Source organism: Butyrivibrio sp. (assembly GCF_017940685.1).
Lineage (GTDB): Bacteria > Bacillota > Clostridia > Lachnospirales > Lachnospiraceae > Butyrivibrio.
Window position 1 is genome coordinate 1 of sequence record NZ_JAGAYD010000040.1, and the last position, 23,732, is coordinate 23,732.

At 44.8% G+C, this 23,732-nt stretch carries 20 protein-coding genes and 1 pseudogene; 1 reads left to right on the forward strand and 20 read right to left on the reverse strand.

Going from position 1 to position 23,732, the window contains the following annotated elements:
- Positions 1-363 (reverse strand): annotated as a pseudogene (locus J6I68_RS02890) (hypothetical protein); the annotation flags it as partial.
- Between the two features lie 312 nt (positions 364-675).
- Here J6I68_RS02890 and mgtE point away from each other — a divergent pair.
- Positions 676-2,040, forward strand: coding sequence for a magnesium transporter (gene mgtE, locus J6I68_RS02895; protein ID WP_292217232.1), 1,365 nt, complete (start codon positions 676-678; stop codon positions 2,038-2,040).
- A gap of 56 nt (positions 2,041-2,096) precedes the next feature.
- On the opposite strand, the gene J6I68_RS02900 is transcribed toward mgtE, so the two are convergent.
- The 19 genes from J6I68_RS02900 to J6I68_RS02990 all read right to left on the reverse strand — a co-directional run.
- Complete coding sequence (locus tag J6I68_RS02900; RefSeq protein WP_292217233.1) at positions 2,097-3,002, reverse strand: patatin-like phospholipase family protein; 906 nt, start codon at positions 3,000-3,002, stop codon at positions 2,097-2,099.
- A 5-nt stretch (positions 3,003-3,007) separates the two neighbouring features.
- Positions 3,008-4,153 (reverse strand): tocopherol cyclase family protein, encoded by a 1,146-nt coding sequence (locus tag J6I68_RS02905; RefSeq protein ID WP_292217234.1) that lies wholly within the window; start codon positions 4,151-4,153, stop codon positions 3,008-3,010.
- Positions 4,154-4,300: 147 nt separating this feature from the next.
- Positions 4,301-5,050: a Crp/Fnr family transcriptional regulator gene (locus tag J6I68_RS02910; protein ID WP_292217236.1), complete on the reverse strand. Its 750-nt coding sequence runs from the start codon at positions 5,048-5,050 to the stop codon at positions 4,301-4,303.
- Between the two features lie 4 nt (positions 5,051-5,054).
- Positions 5,055-5,624 carry an NUDIX hydrolase gene (locus J6I68_RS02915; protein ID WP_292217238.1) on the reverse strand — a complete coding sequence of 190 codons (570 nt, stop codon included), beginning with the start codon at positions 5,622-5,624 and terminating at the stop codon, positions 5,055-5,057.
- 18 nt (positions 5,625-5,642) lie between these two features.
- A complete protein-coding gene (locus J6I68_RS02920) occupies positions 5,643-6,797 on the reverse strand; it encodes a serine hydrolase domain-containing protein (RefSeq protein WP_292217241.1) in 1,155 nt (384 codons plus the stop codon).
- 18 nt (positions 6,798-6,815) lie between these two features.
- Positions 6,816-8,609, reverse strand: a complete 1,794-nt coding sequence (locus J6I68_RS02925) for a Na/Pi cotransporter family protein (protein ID WP_292217243.1) — start codon at positions 8,607-8,609, stop codon at positions 6,816-6,818.
- Between the two features lie 154 nt (positions 8,610-8,763).
- Positions 8,764-9,684: a GNAT family N-acetyltransferase gene (locus tag J6I68_RS02930; RefSeq protein ID WP_292217244.1), complete on the reverse strand. Its 921-nt coding sequence runs from the start codon at positions 9,682-9,684 to the stop codon at positions 8,764-8,766.
- A 1-nt stretch (position 9,685) separates the two neighbouring features.
- Positions 9,686-13,468 (reverse strand): ligand-binding sensor domain-containing protein, encoded by a 3,783-nt coding sequence (locus J6I68_RS02935; RefSeq protein ID WP_292217245.1) that lies wholly within the window; start codon positions 13,466-13,468, stop codon positions 9,686-9,688.
- A gap of 311 nt (positions 13,469-13,779) precedes the next feature.
- On the reverse strand, positions 13,780-14,043 hold the full coding sequence (locus J6I68_RS02940; protein ID WP_292205937.1) for an HPr family phosphocarrier protein: 264 nt from the start codon (positions 14,041-14,043) through the stop codon (positions 13,780-13,782).
- Positions 14,044-14,055: 12 nt separating this feature from the next.
- A complete protein-coding gene (whiA, locus tag J6I68_RS02945; RefSeq protein ID WP_292217246.1) occupies positions 14,056-15,000 on the reverse strand; it encodes a DNA-binding protein WhiA in 945 nt (314 codons plus the stop codon).
- A 3-nt stretch (positions 15,001-15,003) separates the two neighbouring features.
- Positions 15,004-15,873 (reverse strand): RNase adapter RapZ, encoded by an 870-nt coding sequence (gene rapZ / locus J6I68_RS02950; protein ID WP_292217247.1) that lies wholly within the window; start codon positions 15,871-15,873, stop codon positions 15,004-15,006.
- Positions 15,874-15,934: 61 nt separating this feature from the next.
- Positions 15,935-16,846, reverse strand: coding sequence for a UDP-N-acetylmuramate dehydrogenase (gene murB, locus J6I68_RS02955; protein ID WP_292217248.1), 912 nt, complete (start codon positions 16,844-16,846; stop codon positions 15,935-15,937).
- A 12-nt stretch (positions 16,847-16,858) separates the two neighbouring features.
- Positions 16,859-17,794, reverse strand: coding sequence for an ROK family glucokinase (locus J6I68_RS02960; RefSeq protein ID WP_292217249.1), 936 nt, complete (start codon positions 17,792-17,794; stop codon positions 16,859-16,861).
- A 30-nt stretch (positions 17,795-17,824) separates the two neighbouring features.
- On the reverse strand, positions 17,825-18,769 hold the full coding sequence (hprK, locus tag J6I68_RS02965) for an HPr(Ser) kinase/phosphatase (protein ID WP_292205948.1): 945 nt from the start codon (positions 18,767-18,769) through the stop codon (positions 17,825-17,827).
- A gap of 71 nt (positions 18,770-18,840) precedes the next feature.
- On the reverse strand, positions 18,841-20,709 hold the full coding sequence (uvrC, locus tag J6I68_RS02970; protein WP_292217255.1) for an excinuclease ABC subunit UvrC: 1,869 nt from the start codon (positions 20,707-20,709) through the stop codon (positions 18,841-18,843).
- 119 nt (positions 20,710-20,828) lie between these two features.
- Complete coding sequence (locus J6I68_RS02975; protein WP_292217250.1) at positions 20,829-21,086, reverse strand: HPr family phosphocarrier protein; 258 nt, start codon at positions 21,084-21,086, stop codon at positions 20,829-20,831.
- An 81-nt stretch (positions 21,087-21,167) separates the two neighbouring features.
- Positions 21,168-22,430 carry a zinc-binding dehydrogenase gene (locus J6I68_RS02980; protein ID WP_292217251.1) on the reverse strand — a complete coding sequence of 421 codons (1,263 nt, stop codon included), beginning with the start codon at positions 22,428-22,430 and terminating at the stop codon, positions 21,168-21,170.
- Position 22,431: 1 nt separating this feature from the next.
- On the reverse strand, positions 22,432-22,857 hold the full coding sequence (locus J6I68_RS02985) for a PTS sugar transporter subunit IIA (RefSeq protein WP_292217252.1): 426 nt from the start codon (positions 22,855-22,857) through the stop codon (positions 22,432-22,434).
- A gap of 13 nt (positions 22,858-22,870) precedes the next feature.
- Positions 22,871-23,732, reverse strand: an 862-nt coding sequence (locus tag J6I68_RS02990) for a PTS sugar transporter subunit IIA (protein WP_292217253.1), incomplete at its 5' end; no start/stop codon positions are given.

Consider the following 23,732-nt stretch of genomic DNA (forward strand, 5'->3'; position numbering starts at 1 on the left):
TGAAATATCCTGCGGCTCATCACCTGTATTCTGCTGTCTTGCTGTAAAACTAAGGCCATCAAGATCAAAGCACATCTGAACTAGCTCTCTGTACTCTTCACCAGTATCCATGATGCTCCACTTTACATTGGATGCACCATCTGGAGCACTAAAGCCATTTCCTGCAAGCTGATTGCACTCTTCTTCTGTTGCTTCTCTCCAGGGATTTGCAATTTCTGCTGTTTCCTCAGTGGTTGCCTCAATAGCTGCTTCCGTAGGTGTTTCTGCGGTAGATGCAGGCTCAGTGGTAGCTGCTCCGCTTCCACAGGCTGTAAGTGAAAGAACCATAAGTCCAGTCATCATCATTGCGATAGTCTTTTTCATTTTTCTTTTCCTCCTCGAAAAATAATGAACATCTCTTATCATTATCAATTCACAACCCATTATACGAATACGTTTTCGAAAATGGCAAAGAAAATTTCAATATTTAATACTAAGTTTAGAAATTTTATTTCCAGGATATATTTGGGGTTGTAATGCTTTTTTGAATTGTGCTAAAGTAAGAGAGGTGGCGCAGTAGCCCACTAATCTCCTAATGAAAGGTGGTGGTTTTTATGAAGTCAGATACGCATATATGCAGCAGCGATTCTGCTCCAGGTCGAAGTACAATAAAAACCACATACAAAGGAGATTATCATGGAATTAGAAGAAGAGAAGACTCTACCAGTCATTCTTAAAGAACTGCTGTCTTCAAGGCAGTATACCAAGCTTCGCCAGACCATCTCTGACATGAATACTACAGATATCGCTGCAGCTATGAGTGAGATGGAAGAGGAAGATTCCCTTAAGATGTTCAGGATACTTCCCAAGGATATGGCAGCTGACGTCTTTGCGGATCTGGAAGCAGATGTACAGCAGTACATCATCAGATCCATGTCTGATAAAGAAGCATCCAATATTATTGAAAATCTGATGGCCGATGACGCTACAGACATTTTGGAAGAAATGCCTGCCAGCGTTGTTAAGCGTATCCTGGCCAACGCAAGTCCGGAAACACGCGCTGATATCAATCACCTTTTGCAGTACCCTGAGGACTCCGCCGGATCTATCATGACCGTGGAATATGTTGACCTTAGGGAAGACATGACTGTAGCCGACGCAATTGAGCGTATCAGGAAAAAAGGTGTTGACTCAGAGACCATCAACATATGCTATGTCGTAACCAAGCAGAAAGTCCTTGTAGGAACTGTTGCTCTTAGATACCTCCTTATCATGTCCCCTGACGACATAATTGGCGACATCATGAACACCAATGTCATCAGCATCGGAACCATGACCGACCAGGAGGAAGCAGCAAGAACCTTCCAGAAATATGGCTTTACTGCCATGCCTGTTGTGGACAACGAGTCCCGCATGGTTGGTATCATCACCATCGATGACGTAGTGGACATCCTGGAAGAAGAGGCCACTGAGGATATCGAAAAGATGGCAGCTATCGTGCCATCGGACAAGCCCTATCCCAAGGTTGGCATTTTTGAAACCTACCGCAGCAGGATACCGTGGCTTTTGTTCCTAATGATCAGTGCCACATTTACCGGAGCTATCATCACAGGCTTCGAAGATGCTCTTTCAGCCTTTGTCGTACTTACAGCATACATACCAATGCTGATGGATACCGGCGGTAACGCAGGCTCCCAGGCCAGCGTATCCATTATCCGTGGACTTTCACTTAAGGAAATCGAGTTTGAAGATCTGTTCAAGATCATATGGAAGGAAATAAGAGTTGCTGCTCTTTGTGGTCTCACCCTGGCAGCTGCCAACTTTATAAAGCTTTTGCTTCTCGATAAGCTTCAAATCACAGTTGCTCTCGTTATCTGCCTGACGCTGTTTATTGTAGTTCTTATTGCAAAGCTTGTGGGATGTTGTCTTCCTATGCTGGCATCAAAGCTTGGTTTTGACCCTGCTGTAATGGCAAGTCCATTTATCACTACAATTGTTGATGCACTGTCACTTCTGGTGTATTTCAATATAGCAACCCAAATGCTTCATATAGTGACATAAGCGCCACCGAGAAGTCATTGACATTTGTGCCTGTGGGTCCTGTCTTTATGAGGCCGTCACCTCAGATATTTGTTAAGCGCAAAAAGGCTGTTCTTGGCGTCGTTGTAGCCAAGCCAGTACAGATGCCCCAGTTTGTTCATGTTGCTCTCCACTCGCTTTACCGTTACGTGCTCGGAAGGCGCAATAACAAAGATCCTGCCCTCCTGTTCAAGCCTGTCTATCTCATCGCATTCCTTGTTGTAGTCTGTGCCCATGGCCATGAGCTTTTTTGCAAACTCGGGATTGTCCTTGTAGAAACGCTCAGCGTAGGTCTTCGAGGACTCTTTCTTCCTGTAGCCGCGCTCCCTGGTCTTTATGACAACTATGTTCTCATAGCCCTGCTCAATTGCCCATTTGTAGGGAATATGGCAGCTGCAACCACCGTCAAGGCATCTCTGGCCGTCAACATCTACCATTGGCGACACGTAGGGCATTGATGCAGAGGCCTTGATTGCGCTTAAGATGTCTTTGCATTTGCCTTTCTCGAAATACACGGTCTTACCGGTATCACAGTCCGTTGCCACAGCTATGAATCTCCTCTGTGGGTCGTAAAACGTGGTTTCATCTAGCTTTCCAAGCTTCTCATTTGGCCTGATGGCAAAATCAATGTTCAAGGGGCTGTGGGCATGAAGCATGGCCTGCGCACCGATATAATCTGAATCATGTCTGAACTCCAGGTTACATCTGGCAGATCTTCCAATCTGTCCGGATGCATAGTTGAGCGCCGCCATGGCTCCGGCACTGACTCCAATCACACATTCAAAATTCAGGCCATTCTCCATCATGAAGTCCATAACGCCCTGATTGTACATGCCTCTGAATGCTCCGCCCTCGACAACAAGGCAGCCCTTTGTAAGCTGTCCTCTGGCGTGCCCCGTCGGTATTTTATCTAAATCTTTGTATACGTTTCGTCCGTGGCTCATGCCTCTTACTCTCCGTATTCTCCGTATTCACAGCCGATGTGCGTTGCTTCCACTTCGTCCACAAGCACCAGCTCATCGCCCTTTTTGTCATAGAGTTTTATCGTGCCCCATCCATTTCCGCCGTTCCAAAGGTGGTTGTGGTTCTTTTGCCCGTCAGGCGATTCATAGTTGATAAACAGCATGTCCTTTTTAAGACAGTGAACCTCAGTTTCCATCACTGCCTTTATATTTTCCTGCCTTACATGCCAGATAACTTCATCCTCTTTTTCCTCGAAACTAAACTCAGTATTTACGCGGAGATGCAGCTTTGAGAAATTGAAGTCATACTCTTTTCCCTCATAATAGAACACGCCCAGAAGCCTTCGATCCAGCGGCACAAAGTAAATCTTCGGTCTTCCGCCACCGATATCGAAAACGCTGTTCTTTAGCTGTTTGCCGGTCTTTTTGCTGACCAGACAGTTTGAGGAGAGCCACACCCATGGGCTTGTAAAGTCTCTACCCCAGTTTTTATCGGCATATCCATAGCTCTTTTCCGGAGTAACTATGTACTTCCTGCCGTTGAAGGTTATCGTTCCGCCATAGGCACTCTTCATGCCCTCTGCATGCCAGTACATGGCAAAGGCCTCCGCATCCCTTAAGGGCTTGCTTGCACCGTAACCTACGTTGAAGGCGATCTGCTTGTCGATTACCAGGTCAAAAGAGATCTCGCCTGCATCGCTCATTCTCTCAGGAAATGCAGCTGCAGCCTCCTTTGAAACTGAGATGTGCCCTTTCAGGGCGGACTCGGACGCAAAGCAGTCGTCTGTTGTTATCTTATACGGCGCGCTACCGTGTATCTTAACGTCTTTCAGGGAAAAGAACCTGTGGAGCTGGCAAGCGTCTTCGCCCCAGGTCCCGGCTTTCACCATCAGATACGACGGGCGCTTTCCCTCTTTCTTATTCTTGGGGAGCTGCCCCAGCACAGGATCGTCCTCCGCAAGTGCAGGATTGCATACAAAGAACTCGATGAAGAACGGCTTATCCTCTCCTGTCAGCGCATCCTGCGCGGTAAATGAATGCCACCACCAGTCATAGCCCTGATGCGCCAGCGGCCCATGAAGCATGAAGGCATCTCTTCTTTTGCTGTGTCTGTTGAATCTATCTATTGCCATGATTTTCACCTCTTGTTGATAAAAACACACATTGGAACTATATCTTTGTCCAATGTGTGCTGCTACCTTTAATATGAAATTCCTTATTTCTTCAGCAGCTTGGAGAACTCCAAAGCCTTTCCCTCAAGTCCCTAGTGACTCAACTTTTTATTGTGATACATATAAATCTCTTAGAGCATCCCTGTCCAGTACTCTTATCCTGGCATGTCCGAGCCTTTCGATAAGGCCCTTTTTCTCCATCTCCCTAAGCTTTCTTGAAACTGTTTCTGTCCTTAAACTAACGCTGGCTGCAATGTCATCAAGCTTTAGGATTATGTCTTCATCAATACTTCTGTCCACTCTGTACATAAGGAATCCTGCAAGTCTTGCCATTGGATCCTTGGTGGAAAGGAGCATGTTTCTTTCGTTGGCATCATGAAGCTTTTTACTAAGAAGAATGATAGTGTTCATGGCTGCTGCCGGATCATTGACAACCTTGATGAAGTCATCTCTGTGTATCTGGCAGATAGATGCATTGGTAAGACATACAGCAGAATAGGGATAAATGCTGCCATCGAGGAACATTCCCTCCCAGATGATATCGTGATCAGCAAGGATCGTTACGATCTGTTCTCTTCCAAGGGAGTCGTATCTGCACAGCTTAACTCTTCCCTTCCTGATAATGCATATGGAATCAACCGCCTCTCCCTCTCTGAACAGATAGCTGTTTTTCTTAAGGCTCTCGTGGAGGGAGTGCTCCATCAGACTAACCTGAATGTTTACTGGAAGTCCTTCCATCAAAGGGACGTTCTGAGTGCAGAACCCGCCGCATTCCTCGCAGATGTTAAGACCTGCTATTCCTCTTTTAAGTTCTTCTCCATGACTTTCATCATGGTATACACCACTTGTTGAATTCATATATTTACCTTGAACTGTTTACCCAGCAGTAGCAGTACGCCTGGGTCCTTACTGCAAAGGGCTCCTTCTCCAAAAGCTCTTTTATCTGGGCCTTAGTGTACCAGCCTGGCTGGATCTCTTCCTGGGCTGAGGTGCTTTCAGAAAAAGTTCCTCCAGCAACTCCTACGCAGCATGCATTTCTTTCATTGGAAAAGCCGATGGCAGAATAGCAAGGTCCCCACCACTGATCTATCCTTAAAATATCAAGACCTGTCTCTTCCTTGAGCTCCCTTTTTGCAGCGATCTCAGGTGTTTCGCCCTCATCGATAAGGCCTGCAGGGAAGTTATAGATCCATCTTCCAGTAGCCATGCGGAACTCCCTGTTGATAAGGATCTTTTCTCCGGTCTCATCGTGCATGATAATGGCAACGGCGTCTTCTTTTTCTTTGTTCTGAAGTCTGTCGTAGTCTGTGATGTCAGGGTCCCTCGAGATCATCTCGTAGACCTTCTCGTTTCCATCAGCCATGGTGTAATGTACATCATAACGGGTAATGAACATACCCTGATCTTTCTTTTCTATATACTCAAATTCCATGATCTGCTCCTAACCACCTTAGCATGCGCCGTAGATGATCTGCTTAAGGCCGCGTAAAAAGCTAAAATCAAGGCCTTCTGCAATCTGCTGCATGTAGATAAAAATAAGCTCCTCATTTGGATCCACAAAGAAGTATGTTCCAGCAAGTCCATCCCATCCAAACTCACCAATAGAACCATTGGATGCTGCTTTAGCCGGGTCAGTGAGTACTCTGAAAAGATTACCGTAGTTATAGCCGATGCAGGACTCAAAGTCGTTAGTTAAAAGCTGAGCATCAGTCAGCTGGGGAGAAGTCATGAACTCCATGGTCCTTCTGCCTATCAGCTCTTTTCCGTGATAGGAGCCCTTGTTAAGAAGCATCTGGGCAAAATGTGCATAATCGCCTGCTGTGGAATAAAGGCCTGCTCCGCCTCTTTCCCACCATGGATCCTTTGTAGGATTTTCCATCTCAAGACGTCTTCTTACGTCATCTTCAGCTCTTACAACTTTTCCTTTTTTATCTCTTCTAAAAAGGACAGCCTGTCTGAACTCTTTTCCCTCACCGATCTTAAAATCAGTGTCTTCCATATTCAGTGGGGTGAAGATCTCTTTTTTGAAAAACTCTGAGAGCTTCATGCCTGATATTACCTCGATGACTCCACCAAGGATATCTGCTGAATAGCCATATCTGAAGGTCTCACCTGGTTCAAAAGCAACTCCCGCTTCGGAGAGCTTGTTGCAGATATCTACATTGGACTTAAGGATTCCTGACTCTCTCTGGATCCTGGCTTCCTTGTAGATCTTGGACATAAGTCTTTCTGCTTCGCCAAAATCTCCGGACATTACTATTCCGGAGGTCATGTTCAAAAGGTCTCGTATGGTGATCTGGTTCTGAGCTGGCTTAATTCCCTCTGCGGATACAACCTTGCAGTTCTTGTATCCCGGAAGGTAGTCACTTACCTTGCTCATGAGATCTAATTCGCCTCTCTCATAAAGCATCATTGCTGCCACTGCTGTGACAGGTTTTGTCATACTAAAGATCTTGTAGATACTGTCTGGTCTGTCTGGCTCGAAGGTGTTTTCATAAACTCTTTTTCCCTTGTGCTCCACGATCATTGTTGCACCCAAAAGAGCGCCCTTGTCCCTCTGCTTTTCCACAAGAGCATCGAGCCGATTCAGCTTTCTGATATTCATAACACATTCCCCGAAAAATTAGTATTTTACTGCTGGAAGCAGATATTTATTCTGATAGAAGTCAACTTGCTTCTCGAAATCCTTGGCCTTATCAGCCTTGAGCTGCTGGATATAGCCGTGGGCATCATAGGCATCCTCGTCAACTTCAATGATACCTACTGCGATATTACTGCAGTGGTCTGCGATACGCTCAAAGTCTGTTCCAATATCTGAAAGGTCAAATCCCTGTTCAATAGTACATTTGCCCTTACGAAGTCTTCTTACATGGCGGCGCTTAACCTCCATGTGGATACCATCTATAGCCTCTTCAAGGGGCTCAATCTGCTTGGCAGTCTTGACATCCTGATTCTCAAAAGCCTTGATGGACAGGTCCATGATCTCTTCAACAGCTGATGAGAATATATCCATCTCAGCCTGAGCCTTTGGTGTAAAGGATCTCTTGTTCTCATTCATGCTTGTTGCCTTCTGCATGATGTTAAGAGCGTGGTCACTGATCCTCTCGTAGTCAGTTATGCAGTGAAGAAGTACAGACAGGGTGTGGCTGTCCTTAACCCCTAGGTGATGGGCGTTGATCTGCATGAGATAGGTTCCAAGGTGATCTTCGTAGCTGTCAACCTTTCTCTCAAGATATTCGACATCTGCTGCAACCTCAGGATCAAAGTTATTGATAAGGCCAATAGCCTTAACAAGGGCATCCTTTGACATGTTAGCCATGGCAATAGCTGCAAGCCTTGCCTGCTCCAGAGCAAATGGAGGGTTTGCAAGGAATCTTGGATCCAGAGTCTGAATACCCTTCTGCTCTTCTGCTTCCTTCTTTTCTCTCTCATCAATAGGAATTGTCCTAAGTGCAAGAGCCACAAGGATTCCAGAAAATGGCAGCATAAGAGGTGTTGCCACAAGGTTAACCAGAGTATGGATACCAGCGATCCCAACCATTCCGATCTTGTCATCCATAAATGCGAAGTTAAGTGTCGCATGAAGTGCATAGAATATGATCATGAAAATAGATGCCTTGATAACGTTGAAGTACAGATGCATAAGAGCTGTTCTCTTACCATTCTTGTTTGCACCAAGGGATGACAGGATAGCTGTGATACAGGTTCCAACCTCTGCGCCGATTACAACAGGAATAGCCATGCTGTACTTGACCTTAACAGAAAGAGATAACGCCTGAAGTACACCGATGGTACCGGCGGAACTCTGAATGACCATTGTAAAGATGATACCTACAAGGAATCCGATGATAGGATTACTGAAGGTTGTAAGGATCTTTTTGAAGCTGTCCACGTCCTTAAGAGGAGAAACCGCCTCAGACATGGTGCTCATTCCAAACATAAGAACTGAAAAGCCAAGAAGTATCGTTCCCACGTTTTTCTTTTTATCGCTCTTTGAGAACATGTAAAGTCCAATACCGATTATTGCAAGGAACGGTGTAAATGACTTGGGCTTTAAAAGATTTATTATAAAGTTGTCACTGCTGATTGCGTTAAGTGAAAGAAGCCATGCTGTAAAGGTTGTACCAAGGTTTGCACCAAGGATGACATTTACTGCCTGCTTTAAAGTCATGATTCCTGAATTAACAAGACCGACTACCATTACGGTAGATGCTGATGATGACTGAACCAGCGCTGTTACGCCAACGCCGAAAAGATAAGCGATTATAGGACGCTCTGTAACCTTGGCAAGTACGCTTTCAAGCTTGCCTCCTGCTGCCTTGGTAAGTCCTCCGCTCATGACATTCATTCCATAAAGGAACATGGCAAGACCGCCAACCAAACCCGCTACAAGACTAAAAATTTCTAATGAATTCATCTTTCCTCCAGGGCAGATACTCTCCGTAAGAGGTCTCTCCTCTTCATATCCACCATTCTTTACGCTATTTCTACGCTACAGCTACTATCTTACAAGATAAACCTAAAAATTACCATAAAAATCTTTGCGTTCAGTCAACTTTTCTCACGCAGTCCTAGAAAGTTCTTACCATCTTGATATATTTCCCGAATGTAGCCTGATTTAAAGCCACTTTTTCGCCATCTTTATACTCTTTTCCGTAGATGTTCTCCTCTACCTCAACCTCAGATTCTTTCTTGAATCCAAGCTTCTCGCACATATGGATTGACACGGTGTTTTCTGCCTTGACCAGGGTCTGGACTGCATCAAACTGCAGGACATCCCTTCCGTAATCAAGGATTGCAGCGCAGGCCTCAAGCGCATACCCATGCCTCTGGTAGTCTTTTCCCACAAGATAGCCAAGCTCCACTTCGTCGAATCCGTTCCTTACTGAGTACCCTGCCCTTCCAATAACAGCGCCGTCTTCACGCCTTACTAAAGTCCACACGCCAAATCCCATAAGGCCATAGACCTTTTTGATGTAATCCCTTTGATATCTCTTTTCATCCTCTGGATCATCAAAGAGCCCCTCCATAAATCTTGTCATGGACGGGTCCTTGTAGAGCTTGTAAAACTCATCCACGTCATCAACAGTGGTTTCTCTTATCAGGAGCCTCTCGGTCTTTAATATCTCCCAGGGCTCTCCGCTGTACCTCTGATACACCTTCACGAAGGAGTCCATATCTACATTATCTATTTCGGAAAAGACATATTTAGCTCCCTTAAATTCCACCTCAGGGTTCAGCTCATGCTTCATTCCTACCACGTAGTAGCCGTCACTTAAGAGCTTTTCGCAGCTTTGTCCGCTGTCACAAACAACCAGGGTACTTATCATATCCTCTTTGGGAAAAGAGCTTTCAAACTCTTCAAGGTCAGTTGCGACAAATGAGTTATACCCACACTCCTTTACATATCTTGCCACTTCGTCCACAGACGCTTTGACATTTTTGTCCTTTAAATTATCTTCATCTACAAGCAAAACAAGAGTCTGTAACAATTTATAGCATCTCCTTCTCGATGTTTATCATGCAGTCCTGGCTATAAGGATCAGTACTCCACTTCTCCATTATTATATCCGAGAGTCTGCCTGCATCTTCAACGTTTTTCCCGATGAGCAGAAGCAGTATATTGCCGTGGCCATCTGGAGAAAATACGTCCGTTGATCCAAGGACCTCTTTTATGATGTCATAAAACTGTTCAAGCACCACTCCGGAAACTTCCTTATTGTCTTTGCTCCGGATAGTGTATCGCAAAAGCGCAGTATCACTCATGCCGCCATTCTTGATCCTTACAAGGAGCCTGTATACATCAAAAATGCTCTCTTCATCAGCCCTGTAGGCTTTGTCACTTCCGTTTCTTTCGCTAATGATCTTTCGAAGCTCCTCAAGGCTCATGAGATAGTCTGTATCATACTTGGAATCCTTGGTCAGACTGTCATCATTATACAAAAGGCATCCGTGCTTGCCAGAGTTTTTCACCATGTAAAGAGCTCTGTCGGCTTTTTTAAAAAGAAGATCGTACTCTTCAACGTTTCCGTCTTTGTTAACTTCCACAGCTCCTATAGATATTCCTAGAGGAATCGCCATGTCCTGCCCCATGAGCCTCTTGGCGAGCTTTACTACTTCTTCATTAAGGGTAGTGCTCATATTCCTAAGTCCGCTTTCATCCATGCCCTGGAAGAAGGCTATAAATTCATCACCGCCAATCCTGCACAGAATGTCGTTCTCTCCTGAGTTTCTCCTTAAAATACCTGCAAGCTCGATGAGCATTCTGTCGCCCATGTCATGACCGTAAATGTCATTTACAGCTTTGAAGCTGTCCAGGTCAAAGATAGTAAGGATACCTGTTTCAGTTTTGCAAAGTGGCACCAGTATTTCTTTTGCCCCTCTCTTATTGTAAAGACCTGTAAGAGGGTCACTTCCAGCTTCCTCCTTGAGCTTTTGAACACTGCCAAGCCTTTGCATAATTGTGCTTATAAGCCAGCCAACATACATGATCAGCATGATCACAACTGCTGCCAGATACAATTTGAAGTACCTTCGCTCAAACAGCTGCGACTCTTTGTACACCTTGAAAACTTCTTCACGGATAACATTTGTGCCGGTAGTATCCAGCACCTCCACATGTAGCTCATAGTTTCCATAGGGAAGATTCGTAAAAGTAAGAGTCTGCATATCGGTCTGATTGCACCAGATACCTTCATCCTCCACGCCCTTCAGATATATGTGCAGCAGCGGATCTGACAGGGAATAATTAAGTACAGCGACGGTAAATTCAATACGTCCGTCAGTGGCAGGTATCGTGTATACTCCGTCCTCTTCATGTATCACCGCATCCCCAGCCTTGAGCTCCGCGATCCTTATGTCATACTCGTTGTTAAAAGAGTCATAATTGGTGGTGGATATCCTTCTTACGCCGTTAGTACATGAAAGATACAGCCTCTCACCATTCAGAACATAGTTGGATCCCGCTGTGATAGATGTGTGCAGTCCCCTGCTCCTGTTGAGAACCAGATAACTGGTTACTTCATCATTCAAAAGATCTTTTTCATCAAGAACATATATTCCGTTTCCGGAAAGAACCCATGCTTTACCGGATTCGGAGATGAATACATCGTAGTTGTTGCTGTATGGGAAAGAATTAAGCCTCTTTATAGCCTTACCATCATAGTAATACAGCGCATTGCTGGTGACATAAAGGTATCCGCCTGTGCATGGGACTATCTTAAACACTACAAGGGTCTTAAGATTTTCCTCTTCATTTAAGATGCTGACAACCTTTCCATCCTTGATAACATATATGCCGCCGCCATCAGAGCCTGCATAGATAACACCTTTTTCTCCTTCGCAGATGCATAGTACCTGCTCTGTAATGCCGTCATACTCTCCAAGTGTCTTTACAACAGTATCATCCTTGATAAAGGTAAGACCTGTATTGGAAGCTGCCAGTATCTGTCCGTCAGACAATTCATAGGTTAGATTGAACACATCCCCTTCAACAGCATCCTTATCGCGGTCAAAGGTGACAACGCTCTTATCCGGAAGCATCTTTATAAGACCTGCTTTTCCATATGTAGAAAACCAGAGGTTGTTACCACTATCCCGCATGATGTGCTTGATCTTTACACCTCTGAAAAGCTCAGGATGAGGTATTGGAACTGAGTAATAGGTCTTAAGGTCGATGGTAACAAGACCTGTTCCTGTTCCCGCATATAACAGACCATCCTTTACAAGAACGCTGTTGACCACTGTTCCTGAAACATTAGATCTTGCAAAAATGTCCTCAAAAGGATTCCAGGAATACTTTTTAATACCCTGAGTGCTCGAAGCAAACCAGACATTGCCCTGATAATCAATGATCACATCCTTTACAGAGCTGGAAAAATCATCAGAAGTCAGCATTGTAAGAGAACCCTTATCTGACAAAAATCCGATACCATTCTCGCAGCATAAGAATGCCCCTTTATAATCTCTTGAGTAGAGGATCTTGTTGTAGTAGGTAAGCTCATCGGAGTACTGTTTGGACATAATGTCTGTCTTACCTTCGCTAAAGAACAGCCTTCCTGTGAAGTTATTACTGCTGCCAACAATATAGTTTCCTTCATTTTCCGCAGCAACGGTTGTAAAGTCTCCGCCAAGAACGTAAATAAGCCTCTTGTCGCTAAATACCACTACGCTTCCGTCACTTCTTATTCCAGCTACAGTCTTTCCACTGCTGGCAAGCCTGCCAATTCCGTAATAGCTGTTTCCTCCAAAGGCCTCAACGCTCATATCAGAGTTGATCCTGCACAGCTGTGTGGCTGTTCCTACATAGATATTTCCAAGATAGTCCTCGGTAAGCGCTTTTATTACATTGGAGGACAGCCCTTCGTCAATAGAGAAGAATGTAACTTCATTAGTCTCAGTGTCATAGCAGGCAACACCATTATCATTGGTTCCGATCCACATGCGGCCCTTTTTGTCTATCATGAGGACATTGATATTCCTGATCCTGTCATCTATATTTTTAAATTTAAAGCGATAGCCGTCATAGACATATAGCCCGGTGTAGGTGCCAGCCCATATGTACCCGTCCTTTGTCTGGGCAAGAGCATTTACTTCCACAGAATCAAGACCACTGTCCTCTGTGTACAGGATGCCTGCATATTCAGCATCAAAGTCAGAAGCCTGCGCCTTTACAGAAAAGCAGGGTATCAAAAGAATAAGGACAAGTCCTCCTATCATTCCGTTTTTCTTAAAGGCTCTCACTATTTTTTCCACAAAGGGCCTAAACAGCACAACTATCAAAAAGCTTAAGGCCTTATCCGGAACATCCACAAAAGCCTGCCCTAAAAATGACGTGATGATCGGAACCTGGACATCTCTTGAGATCATGTCCATAAGGGCATCTCCCCAGATATTACCAGTTCTTCCATCATACATTTTGAGGTTTATTGGTGTTGAGATAATTGCAGCCACAAGGCCTGTCATCACTGCCGCAGAAAAAATCTTTAACTGAGTTACATTGTTCTTTGGGTAAAGAAGTCCGGCAGTAATAGCGATTGCTGCAGAAACTAAAAGATATGGGAAGGCGACAAAATCTCCCGATGAAGCGATGATATTTGTGGCCATGCCACATATAACGCCTGCAATAGGATTAATCTCTATGGCAACCGCAATTGTTCCGATGGCATCAAGCCAGAAGGGAAGATTAAAGCGCTGGGCAATCTGCCTTCCGATGATATTGATGCACAAACATATCAGTATTATATTTATACTTTTCCAGGATTTTAGCTTTTTCATGCATCCTCGCAAAGAATTTGTGTCACAACAACCTAATTGTATTTTATCATTACACAGATTAGTACTCAACGTAATTAAAAAAAGCCCCGAGAAACACTGATGTTTCTAAGGCTTTCGTTGTTTACAATTTGTTCATAATTAATTAAAAGAATCGTTACTTCAAATCATCTTTTAGACATATCCGCTTGTTAATATAATATTGTCAGATGAGTTAAGACAATACCAAACAAAAACTTTTTCATAATATGCCAGGTAAGGAAACTTACCTGGCATCCTCCCTTTTATAGGGCTTTTTTTATTTTACGGATCTATTATTTAAGTGAGTTGCCCTGTAAGAACTTCTCCATATCAGCTACTGCTGATTCCTCATCAGAACCTTCTGCTATTACAGTTACAGCCTCGCCTGATGTGAGGTTAAGTGTCATCATTCCCATGATACTCTTAGCGTTGACCTTCTTGGACTGAGCCTCGATGTGAACTGTGCTCTCGTACTTGCTGGCAAGCTGAACAAGCTCAGCTACAGGTCTTGCTTCAAGTCCTCTTGGCAGCTTGATTTCGATAGATTTTGTGATCATAATATCCTCCTTTTACAATCGCATCCTGTCCGCAAGCTCCGATAGCTTACGCAGTCTGTGGTTAACTCCAGACTTCCCAACAGGCGGATCCAAAAACTTCCCCAATTCCATTAATGTTGCATCAGGATGTTCCAACCTCACCTCAGCCATTTCCCGAAGATTATCAGGAAGACCCTTAAAGCCCATATGGTCTCTGATGAAAGTTATATCCTCTATCTGCTTGGTGGCTGCATTGACTGTCTTGGTGATATTGGCCACCTCACAGTTGACCTTTCTGTTGATGGAATTGCGCATCTCCTTAACGATCCGAAGATTCTCCAGATTCATAAGGCTTATTGGCGCTTCCATGATATTGAGAAGATCTACAATGCCTGCACCTTCCTTGATATAAAGAACATGGTACTTTTTCCTCTGTACTATACGTGCCTCTATATCAAAGCTCTCGATCAGGTCCTTAAGTAGCATTGCCTGTCCTTCATGATTGCAGACAAACTCCATGTGATAACCCTTGTTGGGGTCGCTTATGGAGCCGGTGCAAAGGAACGCATCTCTCAAAAACGCTCTCTTGCAGCAGGAATTCTTGACGACCTGAGGGCTTGCTCCCTCTCCAAAGTCTCTGATGTTTCCATCATTGTCCATGAGCCTTGTGGCCATCAAAACAGCTTCTACCTGTCCCTCATCTGTAAGGACTGGGCTATATATACGCCCTCCGACGCGCACCTCAGGCACGTCTTCCAAAATGCTAGTAACTATATTAAATGCTTTTTTAAATAATGTAAAGAGCTTTCTCAGTACCTGAGCGTTGTCGGAAAGCAAATAAAGCGCCTTTCCTCCGCCCTCCAGCTCACCCACATAACCTATGCTGGTGATAATGGCAGCTATGCCAGCAAGCTGGCAATGTCTGGTATTAGCGGTGTGTCCAAGAAGCTCTTCTTTCACTTCTGCAGAAAAAGACATATCTCACCTGGCATCTTTCACATCTCTATGAGTAAGCTTAAGTCCAAAGTTTCCTCCAAGACCCTTTAGTCTCTCATAAAGCTCATTGGCTATAGTAACGCTTCTATGCTGGCCTCCGGTACATCCGATTGCCACCACCAGCTGATACTTGCCTTCCTTGACATATCCCGGAATAAGAAACGCCAGCATGTCTGTGAGCTTGTCCACAAATTCCTGACAGGCAGGAAAGCTCTTGACGTAGTCCTGAACCGGTTTGTCATTTCCAGTCTGATGTTTTAATTCATCTATATAATATGGGTTTGGTAAAAACCTCACGTCAAAAACAAGGTCCGCATCTGATGGTATCCCATGCTTAAAGCCAAAGGAGAGAACATTTATCATAAGAGAGTTGTATCCTTCGTTCTTTACAAAGATCCTGTCCAGCTCTTCTTTGAGTTCTCTTGTAAGAAGGTTCGAGGTGTCAATGACGTAGTCAGCTTTCTTCTTTATCTCAGAAAGAACCTCTCTCTCCTTGGCAATTCCATCCTCAAGCCTGTCGCCAACTGCATTCATGGGGTGGATACGTCTTGTCTCTTTATATCTTTTGATAAGAGTCTGGTCATTGCAGTCCATGAAAAGAACTTCAACAGGAGTCCCTCTTTCCTTGAGGGAGTCAATGATACCTGCCACGCCCTCAAAGCTCTGGCCAGCCCTTGCGTCAACTCCCAGGACCACCTTGGTGATCTCGCTGTCGGGCATAGAAATTAGTTCTGTAAATTTCTCAATGAGAGAAACCGGCAGATTATCAACGCAGTAAAAACCTGCATCCTCCAGCATATGTATTGCTGTGGCCTTTCCGCCACCACTCATTCCAGTAACAATGACGAATCGCATTATGCACTTCCTTCCAGTAATGAAGTTCACCTTTTCCAAGGCAAAACAATAAGTAACAGGATCAGAAATCGCCAAGCATTATAACTTCGGGTTCCAGTGTTACTCCTGATGCTGCAAAAACTCTTTTCTTAACTTCAAGGATCAGATTGTAGATATCTGCAGAAGTGGCGTTGTCCTTGTTGATCACAAAGCCGCAGTGCTTCTCCGATACCTGGGCGCCGCCAACGGTGAAACCGCGAAGGCCTGCATCCTCGATGAGCTTTCCTGCGAAGTGCCCCTCTGGTCTCTTAAATGTTGATCCTGCGCTTGGGTACTCAAGGGGCTGTTTTTCTTTTCTTTTAAGTGCCAGCTCTTTCATGGTAGCAGCTATAGCTTCCGGATCTCCCTTTGAAAGTTTGAGCTTTGCACTGGTTACTACAAAGCCTCCGCGTTTAAGGGCGCTGGTTCTGTAGCCAAAGCCGCAGTCAGCACCTGGGATGATATCAATTCCCCCGTCTGGAGAAATGACTCTTACGCTCTCTGTAATGTCCTTCATCTCCCCGCCGTAGGCTCCGGCGTTCATGATCATGGCGCCTCCGATGGTTCCAGGAATCCCAGCTGCAAACTCAAATCCAGACAGGCTGTTGTCCCTTGCCAAAGAAGCAATTGCTGAGTTAAGAACTCCTGCCTCTGCCACCACAGTGGTATCATCTTCGATCCTAAGATCATTTAAATTCTCAAGGGAGATGATAACTCCGTGGTACCCTTTATCAGAAACAAGAAGGTTACTGCCATTACCAAGGATAAAGAAAGGCTGACCCTTCTGCCTTAAGTACCTGACAGCCTTAAGAGCCCCTTCCTCATCTTCTGGCCGTAAAAATAAGCTGGCAGGCCCACCAGTCCTAAAGGTGGTGTGCCTGCTCATAAGTTCATCTATTAATATATCTTTTTCTGGAACCAGTTCTTTTAGTCCCTCTATTACTTCACTATTCAACGCAAATCCTCTTTAACCAATAACAAGGCGTGCAGCTCCAAATACCCCTGCATCGTTGCCCAGCTTAGCCAGAGCAAACTTAGCATCGCCGCAGCCTGGGAATACATATTTCTTGAAGCTTGGCATAAGAAGGTCAAAGAGCATGTCGCCAGCCTTTGAAACACCGCCGCCAAGAACGATGATCTCAGGGTTTGTAACTGAAGCAACTATTGCGATGCCCTTTCCAAGATAGTATCCATACTTCTCAGCGCACTCTTTTGCTACCTTATCTCCAGCCTTAGCTGCGTCGAAGATATCTCTGCACTCGAAATCTTTGCCACGAAGGACGCTGTCCTCTGTAGTTGCAGCAAGAACTCTCTTGGCAATCCTTACAGCACCTGTTGCGCTTGCGTACATCTCGAAGCATCCGTGATTGCCGCATCCGCAGGTCTCTGGCTCATCATCAACAAGATGGATATGTCCAATCTCTCCGCCTGAACCCCTGGCACCTGATAAAAGATTTCCTTCTACGATGATACCACCGCCAACACCTGTTCCAAGTGTTACAAGGCAGAGGTTCTTGTAGCCCTGTCCGCCGCCCTTCCATGCTTCTCCAAGAGCTGCAACGTTGGCATCATTACCAGCCTTAACAGGAAGTTTAAGTTTTGAATGAAGCTCGTTTACAACATTAACCTTTTCCCATCCAAGGTTAACTGCCTGATAGCAGACACCATCAGCATTAACAGCACCAGGAACACCAACACCGGCTCCCACAACCTGAGTGTCCTCAATGCCTTTTTCTTTCATCTTGGCTCTGATGGATTCAGCGATATCAGGAATGATCTGTGATCCGTGATCCTCAGTTCTTGTGGGGATCTCCCAGAAATCCACCTTTTCACCAGTTTCTGTAAGAAGACCGATCTTAACTGTTGTCCCGCCTACATCTGCCCCAAATACGTATCTTGCCATACTAAACCTCTTTTCTATAAGTAATTGTTTTTACTCGTCGTCCTCGTCGCTTCTCCTTCTTGCAAGAGAATTCTGAACTCTGTTGTAAAGCTCCTGAGCTGCATTGTAGCCCATTGCCTTCTGTCTGTGGTTAACAGCAGCAGACTCACAGATAACAGCCAGGTTTCTACCTGGACGGATAGGGATCCTGTGGCACACTACCTTGTTTCCAAGGTACTCTGTGTACTCTTCCTCAAGTCCAAGTCTGTCGTACTCTTTATCCTTGTCCCAGTCCTCAAGCTTGATAACAAGGTCGATGTTCTGGGTCTCTCTTACACTTGATACACCGTAAAGTGTCTTGACGTCAATGATTCCCACGCCGCGCATCTCGATAAAGTGCTTGGTGATATCAGGAGCTGAACCAATAAGGGTCTCCTCACTGACTCTTCTGATCTCAACAACGTCGTCTGATACAAGACGATGTCCTCTCTTGATGAGCTCTATGGCTGTCTCAGACTTACCAATTCCGCTCTCACCTGTAATAAGAACACCTACACCATAGACATCCACTAAAACGCCGTGGATGGAAATACATGGAGCAAGCTTGACGTTGAGCCATCTGATGATCTCAGCAGTAAAAGCAGAAGTTGATTTCTTGGTTATAAGAACCGGAACCTTCTCCTCAACAGCAATCTTTACAAATAGTGGATCAGGAGTTAAGTCTCTGCAGAATACGACGCCAGGAATGTCAAAGGATAAGAATTCCCTGTACATCTTTTCCTTCTTTTCTGAAGGAAGAGACTCCATATATGTGTATTCAACGAAACCGATAACCTGTAATCTTGTGGCCTCAAAGTGCTCAAAATATCCTGCCAGCTGAAGCGCTGGTCTGTTGATATCCGGCTGGCTTATCCTGATCTTTTTGATATCAAGTTCAGGTGTAAGGTTTTCCAGTTTCTGTTTCTCGATAATACTCTTTAAACTTACACTAGACATAGGTTTTTGCCCCCTGACTTCTATATGTTCCATATACAACGCCTTCATATTATCATAGAAGAGTTTTATGTTCAAACATTTTCAGGATGAAAGAAATCGTAGATCTCCCTGGCAGTTCTTTCAGGAATATCCGGCACCTTTGCAAGGTCTTCCACGCTGGCATTTTTGATATCTTCTATAGATTTAAAGCTCCTCATAAGAGCCTTTCTTCTGGCTGGTCCAATTCCCGGGATGTCATCGAGAGAGCTCTTTACCTGGGACTTGCTTCGAAGAGATCTGTGGTACTCAATAGCAAATCTGTGGGCCTCATCCTGTATCCTTGTGATCAGCTTAAATCCCTCTGACCTGGTATCTATAGGAAGCTCCACATTGTTAAAGTAAAGGCCTCTTGTTCTGTGGTTGTCGTCCTTGACCATTCCGCAGACAGGGATCTTTATGCCAAGTTCGTCAAGGACCTGCAGACAGATATTGACCTGTCCTCGTCCGCCGTCCATAAGAATCAGATCCGGGAACTTGGTAAAGCTTCCGTACCTGGCATCAATGTCTCTTACCTCCAGCTCCTGCCTTTCTTCAATTCCATGAAGGAGCCTTCTGGTCAGAACCTCGTGCATGCAGGCGTAGTCGTCAGGTCCTGAAACAGTCTTTATCCTGAACTTCCTGTAGTCACTTCTTTTTGGCTTGCCCTTTTCATAGACAACCATGGATCCAACATTGGCAAAGCCGCTGATATTTGATATATCATAGGCCTCCATTCTGTTAAGGCCCTTTATACCAAGGAGCTTTTCAATTTCCTTGACGGCTCCTATGGTCCTGCCCTCTTCTCTCTTTATCCTCTCTTTATCCTTGGACAAGACAAGCTGGGCATTCTGTGCTGCAAGCTCCATGAGCTTTTCCTTCTGCCCCCTCTCTGGAACAGAGATGTAAACCCTGCTGCCCTTTCTCTGGGTCAGCCACTTCTCGATAATATCCATGTCCTCAATGGGCTCTGGCAAAAGAAGTTCTCTGGGAATGAAGGGAGTTCCAGCATAGAACTGCTTAACAAAGTTCATCAGGATCTCGCTCTGTGGATTCTCAGATACATGGGTCATATAAAAATGCTCTCTGCCAATAAGACGTCCGTCACGCACAAAGAAAACCTGGATGACCGCATCCTTGTCGTCAGAAGCAATTGCAAGGATATCCTTATCTTCCATTGAAGAGTCAGTCATCTTCTGCTTCTGGGCAACGACCTTAACTGATGCTATCAGATCCCTGTATTTAGCAGCGTTCTCAAAGTCCAGCTCCTCAGACGCCTTTTCCATTTTCTGTTGAAGGTCATTTAAGATAAGAGCATAGTTGCCATTTAAAAACTCCAGTGCCTTGTCTATCCTCTCCCGGTACTCTTCCTTGGAAATCTCTCCAGTGCAAGGCCCGCAGCACTGCTTCATGTGATAGTTAAGGCAGGGTCTCTCAAGGCCGATGTCCCTTGGAAGGACCCGGTTACAGGTCCGAAGGCCATATAGTTTATTGATAAGCTCTATGGTGTCCTTAACTGCCGCAGCGCTGGTGAATGGCCCGAAGTATCTGGACTTGTCTTTTTTCATAAGACGTGAGAAAAGAATCCTTGGATAATCCTCTGATACTGTCACCTTAATATAAGGATAGGTTTTGTCATCTTTTAAGAGGGTGTTATATCTTGGGCAGTGCTCTTTTATCAGGTTATTCTCAAGTACAAGAGCCTCAAGCTCTGAGTCTGTGACTATGTACTCAAACCTGGCTATCTGCCTGACCATCTGGTCGATCTGAGGCCCCCTTCCAATATTGGCACGAAAATAACTCCTCACACGGCTGTGAAGATTGATGGCCTTGCCCACGTACATGATGGTGTCGTTTTCATCATGCATTATATATACTCCCGGCTTATTGGGAAGTTTTTTAAGCTCTTCTTTTATGTCAAACATACTCTTATTATACACAAAAACCACCAAAACGCTGAATTATAAGAGGATTTCAAACGTTTTGGTGATCTTTAAGAGGAAAAAAAGGATACTTGGGTCTGGGAGAGCTTATCTATAGCACCTTAGAGATTATCTTTGAGATACCTCATAAGCGCCTTAGCTGCCTCATCTTCATCTTCTCCCTGGCAGCTGATGGTAAGGGTCTGTCCATGCTTTACGCCAAGACCCACAAGACCAAAGACATGCTTAACATCTGCAGTCTTATCATTACCCTGCGCCATTATGGTCGAATCAAAACTTTTAGCAAGCTTCACCAAGCCCCCTGCTGGAAGGGCGTGTACACCCTCAGGGTCTGTAATTTTATAATCAAATACCTTCATATATAAGCCTCCACTATTACACGAACTTCCAGATATCAAGAGACTATGATGCCAATAAAATGTGGGGATTTCCCCTTCTGATCAGACCTCTACGCCGTAGTGCTCAAAGAGGATCTTCTCTGCTTCAGGATTCCAAAGTCCTGCGTGTGCCTTGCAGCTCTCATCAAGCTTTTTGAACAAAGGATCTGTCTTTCCAAGCTCTTCAAAATCATCGATTGCTGTAAGTGGCATATCTATCTGTGTATAGCACAGTTTCTTTCCGCCAGGGATATTAGGAAGGTTGCAGGTAGTCTCTGCTACGCTGTCAAGGCCTCCAACATGTGTGACCATAACTGATGGATTGATCTCGCCCTTTGCAGCAAGGGTTAGAGCCTCAAGCAGGTCATCGTTGTTACCACCTGTGGTTCCAAGAATATGTGTGCTTGTGTAATGTGCGTTATAAAGATTGATCTCCGATCTGAACTGATTGTCTGTAGGACCAGCAAAGAAGTTCATGCAGCCATCAAAGGCAAGGAGTCTGTCTCCCATCTCTGCAACACTTCTTACAGGAACGTATACAAATACGTCATCGTAACCATGTCCCTCAGTGATCTCCATGAGCTTTTCTTCTGCATCACTTGCTGATGAGTTAAAGTAGATGAGCTCAACGCCCTTTTCTTTTGCAAACTCAGGGCTGATTACCTTTGCAGCTCTTTCAAGCTTCTTGTCGTCAAGATCAGTTACTACGATCCTCTTTGGCTTATTCTCAAATCTAAGGCCGTAGCTTACTGCGCCAAGACCCATAGGTCCGCAGCCGCCCATGATAAGGATGTTTCCGCCTTCCTTTGTTCCCATGGCATGGTTGTAATTCTGTTTGTTGGTGTGATAGTTTGCGTGATATCCACCAATGATGCAGCTCATAGGCTCTCCAAGAGAAGCCTGATAGAAGCTCTCTCCATTATAAGGAAGAAGTGCATCCAGCTCCATTACCTCATGAGGCATGATGCAGTAGGTTGCATCTCCGCCACAGAAGCGATATGAGTATCCTGGGGAATCAAGCTTACCCTGGTAGTTGAGAGCAGGCTGAAGTGCCCACTTATCGCCTACCTTGTACTTATCCTTCCACTTTGCGCCAACTTCCACGATCACGCCTGAGCACTCATGACCTGTGATGATAGGATTAACATCGATATCCTGAGGTGCTCTTTTGTGCTTCTTGCCCTGCTTGGCAAGCTTGTAGGTTGACATGCAGATACTGTCGCTTATTACCTTAACAAGTATTTCATCGTCCTTGATCTTGGGAAGTTCAAACTCCTCAAGACGAAGGTCCATTTCTCCGTACATTCTAACTGCTCTGGTCTTCATATTATTCTTCTCCTTCAAACAGGTCACTGATCTCTTGTTCATTAAGTGTCAGCAGTTTCTCAACTCCGGCTTTATCTGAAAAACACATAGCTATCTTCTGGAGCACATTTAAATGCTCATCCCCAACTGCTGCTATTCCGATTATCACTTTGACCTTTTCTGATGCACCCCAATCCTGGCCCTCTGGAACTGTAACAAGCACAAGGCCAGTCTTTTTTATATGTTTCTTGGCATCCTCAATTCCGTGAGGTATTGCCAGCTCATTCCCAATATATGTATTAAATACCTTCTCTTTATCCAGCATTGCCTGAGTATAATACTCGTTTGTGTACCCCTGGGATGAAAAGATCTCACCTATCTTTCTGATGACATCCTCTTTCTCCATTGGCTTTTGGTTTAAAAAGATATTCCTGGTTTCTAGTATCATAATCCCTCCAAATTCAAAGACTACCCAGCTGCTCGGTGAAATATGACTTTAATATCTCCTGGAGCTTATCCTGGATCTTCTCCTCATTTCCGCTTTTTATGGACTCAAGGAACCTGGTGTCCTCAATGATAGCGCTTGACACCCTCCCCAGCATTTCAGCATTCTGCTGCCTGTTGTCATCCACTGGCATTGTCATGCAAAGAGCTGCCCTTATTCCTGATAACTTTTCATCTTTAAAGATGCTCTTTTCATCGAGACCTGCCGTTACTATCTGACACTCTTTTACCGCCTTGCTCCTGCAGTGGAAAAGAGCTATCCCTATCTCTGGAAAGAGCTGGCTCATGACCTGCTCCCTTGCCAGAATATCTGCTGTCAGTACAGCTGCTGCCTTGGATGTATCCGTAATGTCTGCGGCAAGTAGCCTTATAAGTGATTCATGGGTCATATCTTCTGAAACCACCAGATGATGATACCTCCTGATAATACCCTTTATCCTGGTTATAATGTTGTTGATCTCATCAAGCTGTCTTGTGAAATCATTATTTTCCTGCCTTGCAGGCATTGATGCATATTCATCGATCTTTACACTTATCTGTAAAATGTCCCTCTGTGTTATAAGAGGATTGACGAGGCAATAATCAACTCCCAGGTCATCTACTGCTATGCTCGAAATAAAAAAGTCCGTCCTTGAAACTGTGTGCTGACTTATCTCATCTATTCCATATGCCTTGAGTACGATGTCCCAATCAGCAAAATGGCTCTTAAGCTTTGCCATCATAAGCTGCGCCACCCCAAAACCGCTGGCACATACAACACCAATGTTGACTGTGCGTTTCTTTTTCTTTCTGGAGTCGATCTTTTCCTTGGCTGCGCCA